The sequence below is a fragment of the Flavobacterium sp. Root186 genome, assembly GCF_001428525.1.
GTDB lineage: Bacteria > Bacteroidota > Bacteroidia > Flavobacteriales > Flavobacteriaceae > Flavobacterium.
In genome coordinates, this window is sequence record NZ_LMHW01000014.1 from 380,103 (window position 1) to 396,577 (window position 16,475).

Below are 16,475 nucleotides of genomic sequence, written 5' to 3' on the forward strand. Positions count from 1 at the left end.
TTTATAATTTAAAGGCTATCAATTCGATAGCCTTTTTTTATTTTAAGAGTTTAAACGATTTTAAGAGGATTGTTCAGATTGTCCAGAATTTGCTGAACTTCTTCGAAATCGTTTGGATGAACTTTAAGTTTGATTCCTCCCACGGCATTTGAGTAAAGCGGCATAACAGAAAGTGTCATTTCATTTTCGAAAAAATATGGGATTTCTTGTTGCTCCAGTAAGTGTTTGAGAACCACTGTTTCGTGAAGATAATTGAATACGGCGATTGTCTTAAAGCTTTTCATATGAGGTCTTTTTGTAAATGTACGAAAAGTTATATTTTTAATAATTCTATTTGTTAAAAAGAATTATCTGATTTCTTATTTGTAATTTTAAACCTTATAAGAAAAGATATATGAGTAAGAAAATTAGAAAGCCGATAAAAAAAGAGAAAGATTTCTCTGGGAAGATCCTTAAGATTTTATCGCAAAATGCCAATAAGCCATTTAATTATAAACAGATAGGAGCAAAGTTAGAACTTGACGATACAAATAGCAGAAACCAGATTATAAAAGATTTAAAAATTCTGGCAGCTCAAAAGAAGATTGTAGAAACAGAACCTGGAAAATATTTAGTAAAAGCGATTAGTCAGGATTATTATGAAGGAACGATAGATATGACGAGTAGAAAAACGGCATATTTTATTTGTGACGAATTTGAAGAAGATGTTTTTATTCCGACCAATAATTTGAATCGTGCCTTAGATAAAGACAAAGTAAAAGTTTACGTTTATAACCGTAGAAAAGGAAAAAGGCCTGAAGGTGAAGTAATTGAAGTCGTAGAAAGGGATAAAACAGAATTTGTTGGAGTAATTGATATTCAGGCAAATTTTGCTTTTGTTTCGACTGCAAATCCTAAAATGTATACCGATATTTTTATTCCAAAAGATAAAATTGGTGAAGCAGAAAATGGAGATGTAGTTTTAGTAAAGATTGATGACTGGCCAAAAAGAGCTGATAGTCCGTTTGGATCTGTAATTAGAGTTTTAGGAAAGCCGGGAGAACATAATACAGAGATTCATGCAATTTTAGCAGAATACGGACTGCCTGCAGATTTTCCGGTAGAAGTAGAGGTTTTTGCACAAAAAATAGATACTTCAATTCAGGAATCTGAGATTGCAAAACGTCGTGATATGCGTGATACGCTTACCTTTACGATAGATCCAAAAGATGCAAAAGATTTTGATGATGCCTTGTCTTTCAAAAAGTTAGAGAACGGAAATTTCGAAATAGGAATTCATATTGCCGATGTTTCGTATTATTTAGAAGAAGGAACGATCCTAGATGATGAAGCGTATCAAAGAGCAACTTCGGTTTATTTGGTAGATAGAGTAGTGCCAATGCTTCCTGAGGTTTTGTCTAATTTTGCGTGTTCATTGCGTCCGAATGAAGAGAAATATACATTCTCTGCAGTATTTGAAGTTTCTCCAACTTCGCAGGTTGTTAACCAATGGTTTGGAAGAACAGTAATTTATTCTGACCAGCGTTTTGCTTATGAAGAAGCACAATATATCATTGAAACAAAAGATAATACAATTCCGGTTGATATTTCTATTACCGGAGAATCTTATGTAGTTTCAGATGAAATTGTCGAGGCAACTTTAAAATTAGATGAGTTAGCGAAGATTTTAAGAAAGAAAAGAATGCAGAATGGTGCTATTTCTTTTGATAAAGTTGAAGTAAAGTTTAATTTGAATGAAGAAGGAGAACCAGAAGGAGTTTACTTTAAGATATCAAAAGATGCCAATCATTTGATTGAAGAATTCATGCTTTTGGCTAATAGAAAAGTGGCTGAATACATTGGAAAACAAAAGAAAACATTTGTTTACAGGATTCACGACGAACCAAACGAAGATAAATTAATTGCGATGCAAACCGTAATTGCTAAATTTGGTTATAAAATTGATTTTAGAAATAAAGGCGATATCGCAAAATCATTAAATTCTTTAATGGAAGAAGTTAATGGTAAAAAAGAGCAAAACTTAATTGATACTCTTGCTATTAGAAGTATGAGTAAAGCCAAATATTCGACAGATAATATTGGCCATTATGGTTTAGCTTTTGATTATTACAGCCATTTTACATCGCCAATTCGTCGTTATCCAGATGTTATGGTACACCGTTTGCTGCAATATTATCTGGATGGTGGAGCTTCTGTAGATGAAGAAACATATGAAACAAAAAGTTTACATTGTTCTAATATGGAAAGTTTAGCGACTAATGCTGAGCGTGACAGTATTAAATACATGCAGGTTAAATACATGCAGGATCATCAGGACGAAGAATTCCTGGGCGTTATTTCTGGGGTTACAGAATGGGGAATTTATGTTGAAATCGTTTCTAATAAATGCGAAGGAATGGTAAGAATCAGAGAAATAAAAGATGATTATTATACTTTCGATGAAAAACAATATGCATTGGTTGGAGCTACTTCAAACAGCATTTTGCAATTAGGAGACGAAATTTATGTTAAGGTAAAAAATGCCGATTTAGTGAAGAAACAACTGGATTTTCATTTTTTACGAAGAGCAGAATAAGTATTAATTAAAAAAATAAAAGTATGAAAAAGCTAATTATTGGAGCAGCAATTTTATTTGTACAAATGTCTTTTGGTCAGGTTACCAAAGAGTTAGGTGATTTTGATACCGTAAAAGTTTACGACAAATTAAGTATAAAATTAGTTCCGTCATCTGAAAATAAAGTTGTTATAAAAGGAGCAAGAGAAGCAGAGCTGGAAGCTGTAAATAAAAATGGTGTATTAAAATTAAGAATGCCTTTTCCTAAACTTCTATCAGGAAATGATCTTGAAGTTACTTTGTATTATAAACATATTGAACTGATTGATGTTAATGAAGGTGCAGAAGTTATCAGTAAAGAAGCTATAAAAGCAACCTCGTTTAAAGTAAGTGCACAGGAAGGTGGAAAAATTAATGTAGATTTGGATGTTGATAAGCTGAAAGTAAGTTCGGTTTCAGGCGGAGAAATCACTGCAACCGGTAAAGCAGATAACCTTGATGCAAGTTTAGGAGCGGGCGGATACTTCTTAGGAAGTAAATTAGAGACGTCTCAAACTAAAGTAAGCGTTTCTGCGGGCGGAAAAGCCGATGTGAATGCATCAACCCTTGTTGACGCAAAAGTAAGCGCAGGAGGCTCTATTTACATTTATGGTAAACCAAAGCAAATAAATCAAAAAACAGTATTTGGAGGTAAAATTGAAGAAGTAAAATAACAACTAGTAATTTGATGATAAATGATATTCTGGCTGGACTGCCATGGGGACTTTTTCTAAGCTTTATGGTGGGTCCGGTATTTTTTATACTATTAGAAACCAGTATTACAAAAGGATTCAGAGCAGCAATTGTCTTTGATCTTGGTGTAGTTCTAGGTGATATTTTTTTTATAGCAATTGCCTATTTAGGAAGTTACAGATTAATTCAGAGTTTAAAAGATAAACCTGCCCTGTTCATTTTTGGTGGCATAATTATGCTGGCTTACGGCATAATTTCTTTTGTAAGATTAAGAAATGAAGAAAAAATTGATGATGAAGAAATTGACCGTGATATTATAAAAAGAAATTACGGAAGTTTATTTATTAAAGGCTTTTTACTTAACGTTATCAACATTGGAGTTTTAGGTTTTTGGTTAGCTGTTATCATTTCAGTTGGACCAAAATTGGAAATGCAAAACTCAAGAATGATTACTTTTTTTACTTCTGTAATTATAACATATTTGTTAGTTGACTGTCTTAAAATATTATTAGCCAAACAATTAAAATCTAAAATGACCCCAACTAATATCCTAAAAATCAAAAAAGGAATTAGTATAGTTTTAATGGTTTTTGGAGTAGTGTTAATAACTCAAGGCTGGTTTCCAAAAGAAAAAGAAATGGTTAAAAATGCTTTCGAAAAGATTGAAAATAAGTAGTTGTTAATAACTCAAAAATATAAAATTAAACCTCTGAATTTCAGAGGTTTTTTTGTGTTTATAAGTCATTGCGAGGAACGAAGCAATCTCACTAAGTTATTCACACAAAGTTTGTCACTTCGAAAAAATTAAGCATAAAAAAAGAGACACATTTCTGTATCTCTTTTAGAGGCATCGTCCGGATTCGAACCGGAGTAGGAGCTTTTGCAGAGCCCAGCCTAGCCGCTCGGCCACGACGCCATTGCTTGAACGGATGGCAAAAGTAACTAAAATCTTTAAAATTCAAAAGTTTCATATGAACTATTTTGAAAAAATACGATTTTAGATAAAATAATTACTTTCTAATTTCCGTCATTTTTATGGTAACTGATTCAACATCACCGCCAATAGGAGGATTTATTTTAGAAACCCAAACTGTTGTTTTTTCTACAGTTTCTATCTCTGCAAGTACACGATTGTTGATTCTTTTAGCCACATGTTCTAATAAATGCGAACGAATTGCCATTTCTTCGGCAACAATTTTATTCAAATGAACATAATCAACAGTATCTAAAAGATGATCTGTATCGGCTGATTTTTGAAGATTAGTTTTCACTTTTAGATCTACAGTATAATCAGATCCTATTTTTCCTTCTTCAATTAAACATCCGTGGTAAGAAAAAGTACGGATATTTTTAAGTTTTATAATTCCCATTTTTATAATTTTATTCTTGTAGTATTTGGATCTTGATAATTAGAAGTTACAGCTTAAATAGAAACTAATTTATTATCTTCATCAACTGTAAAATGAATAATGTAAGGGAATTTTCTCAAAGGTAAAGTTCGAACGATATTGTATTTCTCTTCAAAAAAAGGAATACTTTTTAGTGTATTGCTATAACTTTTAAATTCTAAATAGAATAATTTTCCTAATCCTTTACTTTTATTTTCGTAATAATATGCTGCTTCATCAACTTCAAGTTTAGCTCGTGAAAGTATTTGAAGCTTAAAATTTTCTAGAGCCATTTTTTATCCATCTCTTTTTCAAAATCCTCCCAACTTATATAATCTTCTGGCTTAGCATTCTTTATCCTTTCTAAAACTATTTCTTGCTGCCATAATGGAATTTTATTTGTGGTGTTTTCATCAATAGAAACATCAGGAACATGCTTAAAAAAACTAATAAAAGTTTCGTAAAAATCGTCTGGAATTGTAACAGTTAATTGTCTCATAATTCTCAATATTTATACAAAAATACTAAATAATTTGTTTCAGGTTTCACGTTTAAAGTTTCAGGTTATGCGCCACTTAAATAACTTTAAACCTGAAACCTGAAACCTTTTTTTTATCTTTGCTAAAATTACTATAAAATAATGGCATCAGAAGAGAAAACACTCAATTTTATTGAACAAATCATAGAGGAAGATTTAAAATCAGGTCTTTCGCAAACTAAACTTCATTTTCGTTTTCCACCAGAACCAAATGGCTATTTACACATTGGACATGCAAGTTCTATTGCATTAAATTTTGGTTTAGGTATTGATTATCAGTCACCTGTAAATTTACGTTTTGATGATACAAACCCAGAAAAAGAAGAGCAGGAATTTGTTGATGCGATTAAAAAAGATGTAGAATGGCTGGGTTACAAATGGGCCGAAGAGCGTTATGCATCAGATTATTTTCAACAATTGTATGATTGGGCAGTTTTATTAATTAAAAAAGATAAAGCCTATGTTGATAGTCAGTCTTCTGAAGATATGGCCATTCAAAAAGGAACTCCTTCTACAACTGGAACCGATAGTCCGTATAGAAATCGTTCTGTTGAAGAAAATTTAGATTTATTCGAAAGAATGAAAAATGGTGAATTTGAGGCTGGCACACATATACTTCGTGCAAAAATTGACATGAAATCAACAAACATGTTAATGCGAGATCCTATCATGTACAGAATTTTACACAAGCATCACCATAGAACTGGAGATGATTGGAAAATTTATCCAATGTACGATTGGGCACATGGCCAAAGTGATTATTTAGAAGCGATTTCACATTCATTTTGTACACTTGAATTTTTGCCTCACCGTGAATTATATGATTGGTTTTTAGATCAGATTTTAGATGAAAATAAACTACGTCCTAAGCAAAGAGAATTTGCAAGACGTAACTTATCACATACCGTTGTTAGTAAAAGAAAATTACAGCAATTAGTTAAGGAAAAGCATGTAAACGGTTGGGATGATCCTAGAATGTCAACTATTTCCGGGTTAAGAAGAAGAGGTTATACAGCTGCATCTTTACGTAATTTTGCTAATACCATTGGTATTGCAAAACGTGATAATTTGATCAATGTATCGGTTTTGGAATTTTGTATTCGTGAAGATTTGAACAAAATTGCACCTCGTGTAATGGCCGTTTTAGATCCGGTAAAATTGGTAATTATAAATTATCCTGAAGGAAAAGAAGAGTGGTTGGAAGCTGAAAATAATCAGGAAGATGAAAATGCCGGTTTCAGAAAAGTACCTTTTTCTCGTGAATTATACATTGAAAGAGAAGATTTTTTAGAAGAAGCCCCGGCTAAATTTTTCCGTTTGACTTTAGGAAAAGAAGTTCGTCTTAAAAATGCTTATATTATTAAAGGTGAATCTGTTATAAAAGATGCTGAAGGTAATATTACAGAAATTCATGTAACGTATGATACTGATTCTTTAAGCGGAAGCGGGACAGAAGCAAGCCAAAGAAAAGTCTCTGGAACATTGCATTGGGTTTCAATTCAACATGCTCTTGAAGCAGAAGTTCGTTTGTATGATCGTTTGTTTACAGATGAAGCTCCGGACAGTTATAAAGACAAAAATTTCTTAGATTTTGTAAATCCAAATTCATTAGAAATTGTAACCGGATATGTTGAACCAAGTTTGTCAACAGCTCAAAATGAAGACAAATTTCAGTTTCAACGTTTAGGTTATTTTACTGTTGATAAAGACTCAACTGCTTCAAAATTAGTATTTAACAAAACTGTTGGACTAAAAGATGCCTGGGAAGAAAAAGGTAAAAAAGAAGAAAACAGCATCAATAATTCTTTAAAAGAAATTAATAAATATTTTAAAGTTGAGACTAAACCGGAACGTATTGCAATTGAAAGTGCAATAGGGGAGAACATTAAAAATGTTTCTAGTTTCTCACTTTTACAGAATTCGTTAAAGAAAAACATCAACAATAATAAAGCTTCGTTATTGTTTGCTCAGTTTATTTTGAAATATTCAACTTGGAAATCTACTGATTTTGAAGAAGAAGATGTTAAAAAATTATATTCAATGTCTTTAAAGAGTGAATCAACTTATGTTAGATCAAAAGCACTTTTAAATTTAAGAGATATTGAAAATGAAAATTTTAAAAATCAGTTTGATGATGAAATTTTAAAATTATATTCAAATCCTCCAAAAAATGCATCGGAGAGAGAAATTGAAATTTTATCTGAAATGGTAAAAAAATAAAAATAATTAGAATCTATTGTAAGCGCTTTTTATAAGCGCTTTTTTTATTATTTATATTTTCTATTAGAATTAAAACTTTTATAAATAATTTAAATTAAAAGTGACTTTCATAAATTAATTTTAAGACAATTTTTAATTTTCTCCATCTCTTGAATCCTTTTTTTTGAAATCCTTTTTTAAAACTCTTTATTTTAAGTTTCGTCTTTTTTTGTCAATTTTTGGTTTTTCACTTCATAAAAATGGAAAATGAACCAATTTTTATTTATTAAAATAATTTATTAAATTTTTAATATTATTAATTTTAATTATTATTTATAAAATCTATTTATATATTAAAAATAATAGTTTTTATAGATTAATTTCAACCTTCATAAATTGATTTTAAGGTAATATTTAATTTAAGTCGACACATAACTCGTTTTTTGAATTATTGTTTATTTATGGCTTTAATTTAAAGTTTCACCGTTATTTTTGTCAGTTTAACGGGTTATTAACATACAATTGTTTATAAAGTTGCTATTTTTATCTCAATACCAAAAGTCAGAAATGATTTTATAAAATTGATATTTCCAATTAGATTCTAAGTTGAATTTTTTGAAAACAAAAGACAATGCTTTTTGTTTTTAAGATTATTTCTAATTTGAATTCTTGAAACGACAAATTTTATGTTCTAATTTTATTATGAAGTTGTTTTGATAATATTTCGCGTAAAAGGTATTTTTCAAATTTCTTCATAATTATAAAATTTCCATAGCATTAGTTTTAGGTTATTATTGTTTTATAATTCCATCTGACAAATTTTAATTATAAAAACTTAAATCCAATTATCATGAAAATTTTATATTTTACGCTAATGATGTTATTTGCAAATATTGCAATTTCTCAAACTCATCAAATTACAAAACACAACGGTGAACAACTTGATGTCAATTTTATTAAAAACGAAAATGGTTTAATTTATTATTCATTGAACGGAAGTTCTGAAGAAATTAAAATTAGCAAATATGCTGTTTCATCAATTACAAATAAGCAGACAAAACAAACTCAAAAAATTTCGGATAAAATAATAGTTGATTCAAAAGACGATTACAAAATGGTAACTGTTCTTCCTCAGGAAAAGACAATAGGACTGAAGCAGGCCGCTAGTTTTACCGGAGTCTCGACAAGGACAAAAGGAGAACCGCCAATTGCAAATCAAAAGCAGACTGCCATGAGAATCAAAACTAAGTCAGCTTCAAATGGTTATCCTTTTGTAAGTATTATTGAAAAAGCTGATGGAAAATATGAAGCAGTTGCTTACGTGTATTAATTTTATTGTTAAATTTTAGATTAAAAAGTTTAGCGTTTTAAAAAAGAAGTATCTTTATTAATCACTTTAAATATAAATATCATGTCAAATAATTCAAATACAATTGCAGCAATTATAGCTGGGGCTGCAGTAGGAGCAGCGATCGGAATTTTATTTGCTCCAGATAAAGGATCAAAAACGAGAGCTAAAATTAAAGAAGGAATTGATGATGCAAAACACAATTTGCAGGATTCTTTTCAGGCAAGTTCTGAAGTGCTTCGTGAAAAATTCACAGGTGCAACACAAAATCTTGATGGAACTTTAAATGATTTACTTTCAAATGTAAGCCATAAAACAGAAGAAGTAATTACTTTTTTAGAATCTAAATTGGCTGATTTAAAAGCACAAAACGCTAAACTTCAAAAATAATAATTATTAAAGAAGCACATAATTGTCTTATTTTTATAAGACAGTTTTGTGCTTTTTCATTTTAAAAAACTTATTATGGCTTTTGAAGAGTTAAAAGAAAATACCGAAAAAATTCAGGATCAGACTAAAATTTACATAGACAGTCATTTAGCTTACTACAAACTTTGGGGGTTTAAAGTAGCGATGAAATCCACAACTTTAATTTTCAAATTTACTTTGATATTATTGTGTTTTAGTATGGTGTTGCTTTTTGGATCTTTTGCAGCAGCTTATGCTTTTGGAGATTTATTCGGAAGCAATGCTTTGGGATTTTTAGCGGTAGGTGGGATCTATCTTTTATTTACCATTTTACTTTTCTTTATAAAAGATAAGATTGTAGAAGGTCCTATTTTAGAGAAGTTTTCAGAAATATTTTTTAATGATTAAGATTTATGGAAAAGAAAAAATACTCCTCTTATGCTGAAATCGACAGAGATTTAGAAATTCTAAAACTGGAAAAAGATATTAATTATCAAAAATTAGTTTTGAGTTTTCAGAGAACTAAAGAAAACATAACACCACAAAATATTGTAAACGGATTCGTTTCATCTTATACAGATTACTTTAAAAATTCGTATCCGCAAATTTTGCAATCTATTTTACCTTATGTAATTGGTTGGTTTATAAATAAAAAAAGAGGCAGTTAAGCCTCTTTTTTATTTTCAAATTATGATTGAACTTCTGGTTGAATGTCATCTTCATACCCAGATTGTGGCTGAATTGGTTTTGGTTTTTCCACTTTTTTATTGTGTTTTTTCATCATTTCACCAACCTGGTTTGATGCTGAAAATGAAGCAACCATGTTATTCAACATGTCACTTCCAGCTTGAGGAGAATTCGGTAACAAAATTAAATTAGAATTGGCATCCGCTCCAATTGCTTGTAAAGTATCATAATGTTGTGTAACGACAATTAGGGCAGAAGCTTCCTGAGAATTAATTCCAACATTGTTTAAAACTTCAACACTTTCTACAAGACCTCTTGCAATTTCACGACGCTGATCTGCAATACCCTGACCTTGTAAACGTTTACTTTCAGCTTCAGCTTTTGCTTTTGCAACGATTCTGATTCTTGAACTTTCCGCTTCAAATTCTGCAGCCGTTTTTTCTCTATCGGCAGCGTTGATTCTGTTCATTGCATTTTTAACCTGAATGTCCGGATCAATATCGGTTACCAAAGTATTAATAATATCATAACCGTAAGTAGTCATTGCTTCATTCAATTCTCTTTTTACTGCAATGGCGATATCATCTTTTCTTTCAAAAACATCATCCAATTTTAATTTTGGAACTTCAGCACGAACCACATCAAATACATAAGCCGTAATCTGATCGTGTGGATATTCTAGTTTATAAAAAGCATCATATACTTTTTCCTGAATAACTTTAAACTGAACCGAAACTTTCATTTTGATAAAAACGTTGTCTTTCGTTTTGGTTTCAATGATAACATCCAACTGTTGAATTTTAAGATTTACACGTCCGGCAATTCTGTCAACAATAGGAATTTTAAGTTGTAAACCTGAATTTCTAACGCTTAAAAATTTACCAAATCTTTCGATTACAACAGACGATTGTTGTTTCACAGTAAAAAATGAAGACATGAAAATGAAAAATCCGAAGACTAAAAGGATAATTAATGCTGTGTTCATGGTGATATAGTTTAGTTTTTATGATTGGGTAAATTACGAATATTCTTCCAATTTCAATTTTTTAAACATTAAAAAAACGCTAAGAACATTTTATAGATGTTTCTTAGCGTTTAATATTTTTTAAAAAAATATCCTATAATGTATTTATCGCTTTCTGAATTCTCGAAATAGTTTCTTCTTTTCCAATGATTTCAACAATGTCAAATAGGTGAGGACCTTTCAAGGCTCCAACCAAACTTAGACGGAAAGGTTGCATAACTTTTCCCATTCCAATTTCATTTTTAGTTAACCAATCTTTTACGATTGCTTCGATATTTGCTGAATCAAAACCATCAATATATTCCAGAGTTGAAATCAATTCCTGCATTAAAGCTGGAGTTTCTTCCTTCCAGTTTTTACTTGCTTTTTCATCATATGATGTTGGAGCTTGGAAAAAGAAATCAGTCAAATCCCAAAATTCAGAAACGAAATGTGCTCTTTCTTTAATCAAAGAAACGATTCTTGTAACGTCGTATTTAGAAATATCAACACCTTTTTCAACTAAAATAGGAGAGAAGCTCTTCGCTAAATCTGCATCATTTTGTTTGATTAAATATTGATGATTGAACCATTTGTTCTTTTCAGGATCAAATTTTGCTCCCGCTTTATGTACTCGGTTTAAGTCAAAAGCTTTAACTAATTCTTCTAAAGAATATAATTCTTTCTCTGTTCCGTCATTCCAACCTAAAAGAGCAAGGAAGTTCACAACCGCTTCCGGGAAAAATCCTTTCTCTCTGTAACCAGATGAAATCCCTTCTTCCGTTTTCCACTCAAGTGGAAACACAGGAAATCCTAATTTGTCGCCATCTCTTTTTGATAATTTTCCGTTTCCAACCGGTTTTAAAATCAAAGGTAAATGTGCAAACTCTGGAGCATCCCAACCAAAAGCTCTGTATAATAAAACGTGAATAGGCATCGATGGCAGCCATTCTTCTCCACGAATTACATGTGAAGTTTCCATTAAATGATCATCAACAATGTTGGCCAAATGATAAGTTGGCATACCATCACTTTTGAATAAAACTTTATCGTCAAGTAGATTGGTTTCAAATTTTACGTCACCACGAATGATGTCTTTCAAATGTAAAGTTTCATCAACCGGAGTTTTAAAACGGATCACATAATGCTCTCCATTTGCAATTCTTTTAGCAGTTTCTTCGGCAGAAATTACTAACGAAGTATCTAATTTTTCACGATTATGATGGTTGTAAATAAATGTTTTTCCTTCAGCTTCGTGTTGTTTTCTATGTGCATCAAGAGCTTCCGGAGTATCAAAAGCATAATATGCCCAACCCGAATTGATCAATTGATCTGCATATGATTGATATAAATCTTTGCGATCACTTTGTCTGTACGGACCAAATTTTTCATTTTTACCAACGGTTTCTTCAGGAGCAATTCCCAACCATTCCAGTGCTTCCATAATATAAGCTTCCGCACCAGGAACAAAACGAGTCTGATCTGTATCTTCAATTCTTAAGTAGAAAACACCGTTATTTTTTTTGGCAAATAAATAATTAAATAGGGCAGTACGAACTCCGCCAATATGTAATGGTCCAGTCGGACTTGGTGCAAAACGCACGCGAACTTGCTTTGACATTTGTTTAAATTTTGATGCAAAGATACAACATTAGTCAAAAGTCAAAAGTCGAAAGTCTGAAAGGTTTTTTCGGTTACGTAAAGAACTTTTGACTTTCGACTTTTGACTTTCAGACTTATCGTTATAATTACTACTTTTATAGGTTATAATTAAAAGAGATTTTATTTTGAAAACATCATCTGCAATATATCAGAAGTTAGAAGGATTTATAAAGAAATATTATATGAATGAATTGATAAAAGGAGCACTTCTTTTTATTGGATTTGGACTTTTGTATTTCTTGTTTACGCTTTTTATAGAGTATTTTCTTTGGCTTAAACCAGCAGGAAGAACACTTTTATTCTGGATATTTATTGCAGTAGAAGTTTTTCTATTATTTCGTTTTATCTTATTTCCAATTTTCAAGCTGTTCAAACTTCAAAAAGGAATTGATTATAATCAGGCTTCGGCTATTATTGGAAATCATTTTACAGAAGTAAGTGATAAACTAACGAACTTTTTACAGCTTTCTTCAAACGAGAATTCAGCAGTAAGTTCAGAATTAATGCTGGCTTCGATCGAGCAAAAAGCAAATTCATTGCAGCCAATTCCGTTTGGAAATGCCATCAATTATAAATCAAATAAAAAGTATTTGCCTTTAGCTTTGATTCCTATTTTGTTTTTTGCAGTCTTTTTTGTTTCTGGAAACAGTAATATAATTTCGCAGAGTTTTAATAGAGTAGTACATTTTAATGCTTCGTTTTTACCGCCGGCTCCTTTCAAATTTGTGGTTTTAAATGATAAACTTCAAACAGAACAGAACAAAGATTTTATTGTAAAAGTAGAAACAGAAGGAAACGTTGTACCGGAAAATGTGATGATCCATATTGGTAACGAAAGCTATTTTATGGAATCTTCGCAAACCGGAAAGTTTGAATTTAAGATTGAAAAACCAACAACAGATATTCAGTTTTCTTTTGAAGGAAATTCAGTTTCATCAAACGAATATGAATTAAAAGTTATTACAGTTCCATCAATTGCCAACTTCGAAATGGTTTTGAATTTTCCATCTTACCTAAAAAAGAAATCAGAAACCATTCAGGGAACAGGAAATGCAATCGTACCAGAAGGAACAGTTGTAACCTGGAAAATGAAAACGCAGTCAACTCAAGAGGTAGTTTGGAAAGATGAAAACTCAATTTTGAAGTTTAATAAGGCCGAAAACGAGTTTAAATTAGCTAAAAATATTAATCAAAATACAGAATATCAAATTCTTACTTCGAATAATAAGGTTAAAAACTACGAGAAATTAGACTATCAGCTGTCAGTTATCAAAGATCAGCATCCAACCATTACTGTTTTACCAGCTCCGGATAGTTTAAAATTAGATAAGAATTATGTTTTAGGAAGACTGGGTGATGACTATGGTTTATCAAAATTACAAGTAGTTTATTACGAACATGGCAAACCACAAACTGCTAAACGCGGAACCATTCCTGTAAAGCAAGCAGTATTCGATCAGTTCGTTTTTAACTTTCCAAGTAATCTTGCAGTTGAAGAAGGAGTATCATATGAATACTATTTTGAGGTTTTTGATAACGATGCATTGCACGGATTTAAGAGTACAAAATCTTCTACATTTTCAGATCGTGTTTCTACTACAGATGAAATTCATGATGCAGAATTGCAACAGCAAAATGCCAACATTAATAGTTTATCGAAATCATTAAAGAATCAGGAAAAACAATTTTCTGAAATGGATAAACTAAAAAATACCGGAAAAGAAAAAGATAATTTAGAGTTTAAAGATCAGCAAAAAGTTAATGATTTTATCAAACGTCAAAAGCAGCAAGACGAAATGATGAAGCAGTTTGCTGAAAAAATGAACAAGAATTTAGATAAATTTAATACAGATAAGAAAGATAAAACGGCTGAAGATTTACAAAAGCGTTTAGATAATGCAGAGAAAGATTTAGAGAAGAATCAGAAATTGATGGATGAACTAAAGAACTTAAATGATAAATTAAACAGCGAAGAGTTGTTTGATAAGATGGAAAAGTTCAAACAAATCAGTAAAAACCAATCTCGTAATTTAGAACAATTAGTTGAATTAACGAAACGTTTTTATGTAGAAAAGAAAGCAGAGCAAGTTGCAGAAAAGCTAAATAAGTTAGCAGAAAAACAAGAACAGCTTTCTAATAAAGATGCTGAAAACACAAAAGAGAAACAAGACGATATCAATAAATCATTTGATAAAATCCAGGAAGATCTTAAAGATTTGAAAGATGAAAACAATAGTTTAAAATCTCCTTTGGATATCCCTAAAGATGCTTCAAAAGAAAAAGATGTAGAGAATGATTTGAACAAAGCTTCAGAAGAATTAAATAAAAAGAATACTTCTTCGGCTAAGCCAAAACAAAAAAGTGCTTCTAAGAAAATGAAGTCTATGGCTGAGCAAATGAGTTCAAGTATGGAAGGTGGAGAACAAGAACAATTAGAAGAAGACGTTGCGATGCTTCGTCAGATTCTGGATAACCTTTTGGCATTTTCATTGTCTCAGGAAGATGTGATGAAACAATTTAAATCGATGAAATTAGGTTCTTCTGCATACACCAAGAACATAAAAATTCAGCAAAATTTAAAACAACAGTTCCGTCATGTCGATGATAGTTTGTTTGCAATGTCTCTTAGAAATCCAAAAATTGCAGAAGACGTAACCAAAGAAATTGGCAACGTACAATATAATATGGATAAAGCGATTGAAGTTTTGACCGATGTACAAATCCCAAAAGGAGTTTCACATCAGCAATATGCCGTTTCATCTGCAAATAAATTGGCCGATTTTTTAAGTGATCTTTTAAATAATATGCAGATGCAAATGTCTAAACCGGGAATGGGAAAACCAAAACAAGGAGATGGACAAGGAATGCAACTTCCAGATATTATTCAAAAGCAAAAAGGCTTGGCTGATAAAATGAAAGAAGGAATGAAGTCTGGAGACAAACCAGGAAGTGGTCAGCAAGGAAAAAGCGGTGAAGGAAAACAAGGGCAAGGTCAGGGTAAAGAAAGCGGACAAGGAAAAGATGGCCAAGGAAAAGACGGAAAGAATGGTCAGGGTAAAAATGGACAAGGTGGAAAAGAAGGTGGAAAAGGCAACGAGGGAAATGATGGTGAAGATGGAGAAGGTGACGCTGAAAAGATAATGGAGATTTACAAAGAGCAGGTTAAACTTCGTGAAGCGTTGCAAAAAGAGTTAGCCAAAAAAGGATTAGACGCTCAAGGCAGATCTGCAATCGAACAAATGAAAGCTTCAGAAAAACAGATTTTAAATAAAGGATTCAAGAATGAGAACCTTCAGAGAATATTAAATATTCAGCAAGAATTATTAAAATTAAACAATGCAGTTCAGGAACAAGGCCAAGATACGAAGCGTCAATCTGAAACAAACAAGGCTGAATTTTCTAATCGTTCAAATGCGTTACCAAGCTCATTAACTGATTATTTAAATAGTGTAGAAATTTTAAATAGACAATCGCTACCTTTGCGCTCGAATTTTAATCAAAAGGTTCAAGAATATTTTAATACAAAATGATAAACTTTAATTACGAAACCGAATTTTCTTTAGACAACGAACAAGCTTTTACAGATTGGTTAAGTGCTGTTATTGTTTCTGAAAAGAAAAATGAAGGAGAAATAAATTATATTTTTTGTGATGATGAATACTTGCATAAAATAAATGTAGAGTATTTAAACCACGATACACTAACTGATATTATAAGTTTTGATTATACAGTTGGTAATGAATTAAACGGAGATATTTTTGTTTCTGTTGAAAGAGTAGCGGACAACGCAAAAGATTTTAATGTTTCTTTTGATGAAGAATTGAAACGTGTTCTTGCTCATGGTATATTACATTACTGTGGATACAAAGATAAATCAGATAAAGACACTGAATTAATGCGTTCGAAAGAAGACGAAAAGATTGCGATGTTTCACGTGGAACAGTAGAGGGTTTTGT

Annotated in this window: 16 protein-coding genes and 1 tRNA gene; 10 read left to right on the top strand and 7 right to left on the bottom strand. The window is 31.2% G+C overall.

Annotated features, from left to right (window positions below):
* Positions 1–50: 50 nt before the first annotated feature.
* Positions 51–284: a DUF2007 domain-containing protein gene (locus tag ASD98_RS18570; protein ID WP_056207223.1), complete on the bottom strand. Its 234-nt coding sequence runs from the start codon at positions 282–284 to the stop codon at positions 51–53.
* A gap of 110 nt (positions 285–394) precedes the next feature.
* On the opposite strand from ASD98_RS18570, the gene rnr reads away from it, so the two are divergent.
* From rnr to ASD98_RS18585, 3 genes are read left to right on the top strand one after another with little or no spacing between them, the layout of a single operon-like run.
* The gene (rnr, locus tag ASD98_RS18575; protein WP_056207225.1) at positions 395–2,575 is read left to right on the top strand and encodes a ribonuclease R; all 2,181 of its coding nucleotides are present in this window, start codon (positions 395–397) and stop codon (positions 2,573–2,575) included.
* A 23-nt stretch (positions 2,576–2,598) separates the two neighbouring features.
* Positions 2,599–3,267, top strand: a complete 669-nt coding sequence (locus tag ASD98_RS18580; RefSeq protein WP_056207227.1) for a head GIN domain-containing protein — start codon at positions 2,599–2,601, stop codon at positions 3,265–3,267.
* 14 nt (positions 3,268–3,281) lie between these two features.
* Positions 3,282–3,962 carry a LysE family translocator gene (locus tag ASD98_RS18585; protein WP_056207229.1) on the top strand — a complete coding sequence of 227 codons (681 nt, stop codon included), beginning with the start codon at positions 3,282–3,284 and terminating at the stop codon, positions 3,960–3,962.
* Between the two features lie 169 nt (positions 3,963–4,131).
* Here the strand turns inward: ASD98_RS18585 and ASD98_RS24055 are convergent.
* The 4 genes from ASD98_RS24055 to ASD98_RS18605 form a co-directional block, all read right to left on the bottom strand.
* Positions 4,132–4,202, bottom strand: a tRNA-Cys gene (locus ASD98_RS24055).
* A gap of 94 nt (positions 4,203–4,296) precedes the next feature.
* On the bottom strand, positions 4,297–4,656 hold the full coding sequence (gene folB / locus ASD98_RS18595; protein WP_056207233.1) for a dihydroneopterin aldolase: 360 nt from the start codon (positions 4,654–4,656) through the stop codon (positions 4,297–4,299).
* Positions 4,657–4,709: 53 nt separating this feature from the next.
* Entirely contained in the window at positions 4,710–4,967 is a 258-nt protein-coding gene (locus ASD98_RS18600; RefSeq protein ID WP_056207235.1) for a hypothetical protein, read from the bottom strand.
* Positions 4,958–5,173, bottom strand: coding sequence for a hypothetical protein (locus ASD98_RS18605; protein WP_056207237.1), 216 nt, complete (start codon positions 5,171–5,173; stop codon positions 4,958–4,960). Before ASD98_RS18605 ends, ASD98_RS18600 begins: the two co-directional genes overlap by 10 nt.
* Positions 5,174–5,314: 141 nt before the next feature.
* Here ASD98_RS18605 and ASD98_RS18610 point away from each other — a divergent pair, with 141 nt between their 5' ends.
* The 5 genes from ASD98_RS18610 to ASD98_RS18630 all read left to right on the top strand — a co-directional run bounded on the left by ASD98_RS18610 (position 5,315) and on the right by ASD98_RS18630 (position 9,835).
* On the top strand, positions 5,315–7,432 hold the full coding sequence (locus tag ASD98_RS18610) for a glutamine--tRNA ligase/YqeY domain fusion protein (RefSeq protein ID WP_056207239.1): 2,118 nt from the start codon (positions 5,315–5,317) through the stop codon (positions 7,430–7,432).
* An 829-nt stretch (positions 7,433–8,261) separates the two neighbouring features.
* Positions 8,262–8,741, top strand: coding sequence for a hypothetical protein (locus ASD98_RS18615; RefSeq protein WP_053474334.1), 480 nt, complete (start codon positions 8,262–8,264; stop codon positions 8,739–8,741).
* Positions 8,742–8,822: 81 nt separating this feature from the next.
* Entirely contained in the window at positions 8,823–9,149 is a 327-nt protein-coding gene (locus ASD98_RS18620) for a YtxH domain-containing protein (RefSeq protein ID WP_056207241.1), read from the top strand.
* Between the two features lie 75 nt (positions 9,150–9,224).
* Positions 9,225–9,575 (top strand): hypothetical protein, encoded by a 351-nt coding sequence (locus ASD98_RS18625; protein ID WP_056207244.1) that lies wholly within the window; start codon positions 9,225–9,227, stop codon positions 9,573–9,575.
* 5 nt (positions 9,576–9,580) lie between these two features.
* Positions 9,581–9,835 (top strand): DUF6327 family protein, encoded by a 255-nt coding sequence (locus tag ASD98_RS18630; protein ID WP_056207246.1) that lies wholly within the window; start codon positions 9,581–9,583, stop codon positions 9,833–9,835.
* Between the two features lie 20 nt (positions 9,836–9,855).
* Here ASD98_RS18630 and ASD98_RS18635 read toward each other — a convergent pair whose 3' ends face one another.
* Both ASD98_RS18635 and gltX read right to left on the bottom strand, forming a co-directional pair.
* Complete coding sequence (locus tag ASD98_RS18635; RefSeq protein ID WP_056207248.1) at positions 9,856–10,839, bottom strand: SPFH domain-containing protein; 984 nt, start codon at positions 10,837–10,839, stop codon at positions 9,856–9,858.
* A gap of 133 nt (positions 10,840–10,972) precedes the next feature.
* Positions 10,973–12,478 carry a glutamate--tRNA ligase gene (gene gltX, locus ASD98_RS18640; RefSeq protein WP_056207250.1) on the bottom strand — a complete coding sequence of 502 codons (1,506 nt, stop codon included), beginning with the start codon at positions 12,476–12,478 and terminating at the stop codon, positions 10,973–10,975.
* A gap of 166 nt (positions 12,479–12,644) precedes the next feature.
* Here gltX and ASD98_RS18645 point away from each other — a divergent pair, with 166 nt between their 5' ends.
* Entirely contained in the window at positions 12,645–16,049 is a 3,405-nt protein-coding gene (locus ASD98_RS18645; RefSeq protein WP_056207252.1) for a DUF4175 family protein, read from the top strand.
* Positions 16,046–16,465, top strand: a complete 420-nt coding sequence (ybeY, locus tag ASD98_RS18650; RefSeq protein ID WP_056207255.1) for an rRNA maturation RNase YbeY — start codon at positions 16,046–16,048, stop codon at positions 16,463–16,465. The genes ASD98_RS18645 and ybeY overlap by 4 nt, the downstream gene beginning before the upstream one ends.
* Positions 16,466–16,475 lie beyond the last annotated feature (10 nt).

What these genes read in the sequence shown, in the direction of transcription:
- ASD98_RS18620 (WP_056207241.1), top strand. Translation starts at nt 8,823, where the DNA reads ATGTCAAATAATTCAAATACAATTGCAGCAATTATAGCTGGGGCTGCA.
- gltX (WP_056207250.1), bottom strand. Translation starts at nt 12,478, where the DNA reads ATGTCAAAGCAAGTTCGCGTGCGTTTTGCACCAAGTCCGACTGGACCA.
- ASD98_RS18580 (WP_056207227.1), top strand. Translation starts at nt 2,599, where the DNA reads ATGAAAAAGCTAATTATTGGAGCAGCAATTTTATTTGTACAAATGTCT.
- ASD98_RS18570 (WP_056207223.1), bottom strand. Translation starts at nt 284, where the DNA reads ATGAAAAGCTTTAAGACAATCGCCGTATTCAATTATCTTCACGAAACA.
- ASD98_RS18630 (WP_056207246.1), top strand. Translation starts at nt 9,581, where the DNA reads ATGGAAAAGAAAAAATACTCCTCTTATGCTGAAATCGACAGAGATTTA.
- ASD98_RS18615 (WP_053474334.1), top strand. Translation starts at nt 8,262, where the DNA reads ATGAAAATTTTATATTTTACGCTAATGATGTTATTTGCAAATATTGCA.
- ASD98_RS18585 (WP_056207229.1), top strand. Translation starts at nt 3,282, where the DNA reads ATGATAAATGATATTCTGGCTGGACTGCCATGGGGACTTTTTCTAAGC.
- rnr (WP_056207225.1), top strand. Translation starts at nt 395, where the DNA reads ATGAGTAAGAAAATTAGAAAGCCGATAAAAAAAGAGAAAGATTTCTCT.
- ASD98_RS18625 (WP_056207244.1), top strand. Translation starts at nt 9,225, where the DNA reads ATGGCTTTTGAAGAGTTAAAAGAAAATACCGAAAAAATTCAGGATCAG.
- ASD98_RS18605 (WP_056207237.1), bottom strand. Translation starts at nt 5,173, where the DNA reads ATGAGACAATTAACTGTTACAATTCCAGACGATTTTTACGAAACTTTT.
- ASD98_RS18600 (WP_056207235.1), bottom strand. Translation starts at nt 4,967, where the DNA reads ATGGCTCTAGAAAATTTTAAGCTTCAAATACTTTCACGAGCTAAACTT.
- ASD98_RS18610 (WP_056207239.1), top strand. Translation starts at nt 5,315, where the DNA reads ATGGCATCAGAAGAGAAAACACTCAATTTTATTGAACAAATCATAGAG.
- ASD98_RS18635 (WP_056207248.1), bottom strand. Translation starts at nt 10,839, where the DNA reads ATGAACACAGCATTAATTATCCTTTTAGTCTTCGGATTTTTCATTTTC.
- folB (WP_056207233.1), bottom strand. Translation starts at nt 4,656, where the DNA reads ATGGGAATTATAAAACTTAAAAATATCCGTACTTTTTCTTACCACGGA.
- ybeY (WP_056207255.1), top strand. Translation starts at nt 16,046, where the DNA reads ATGATAAACTTTAATTACGAAACCGAATTTTCTTTAGACAACGAACAA.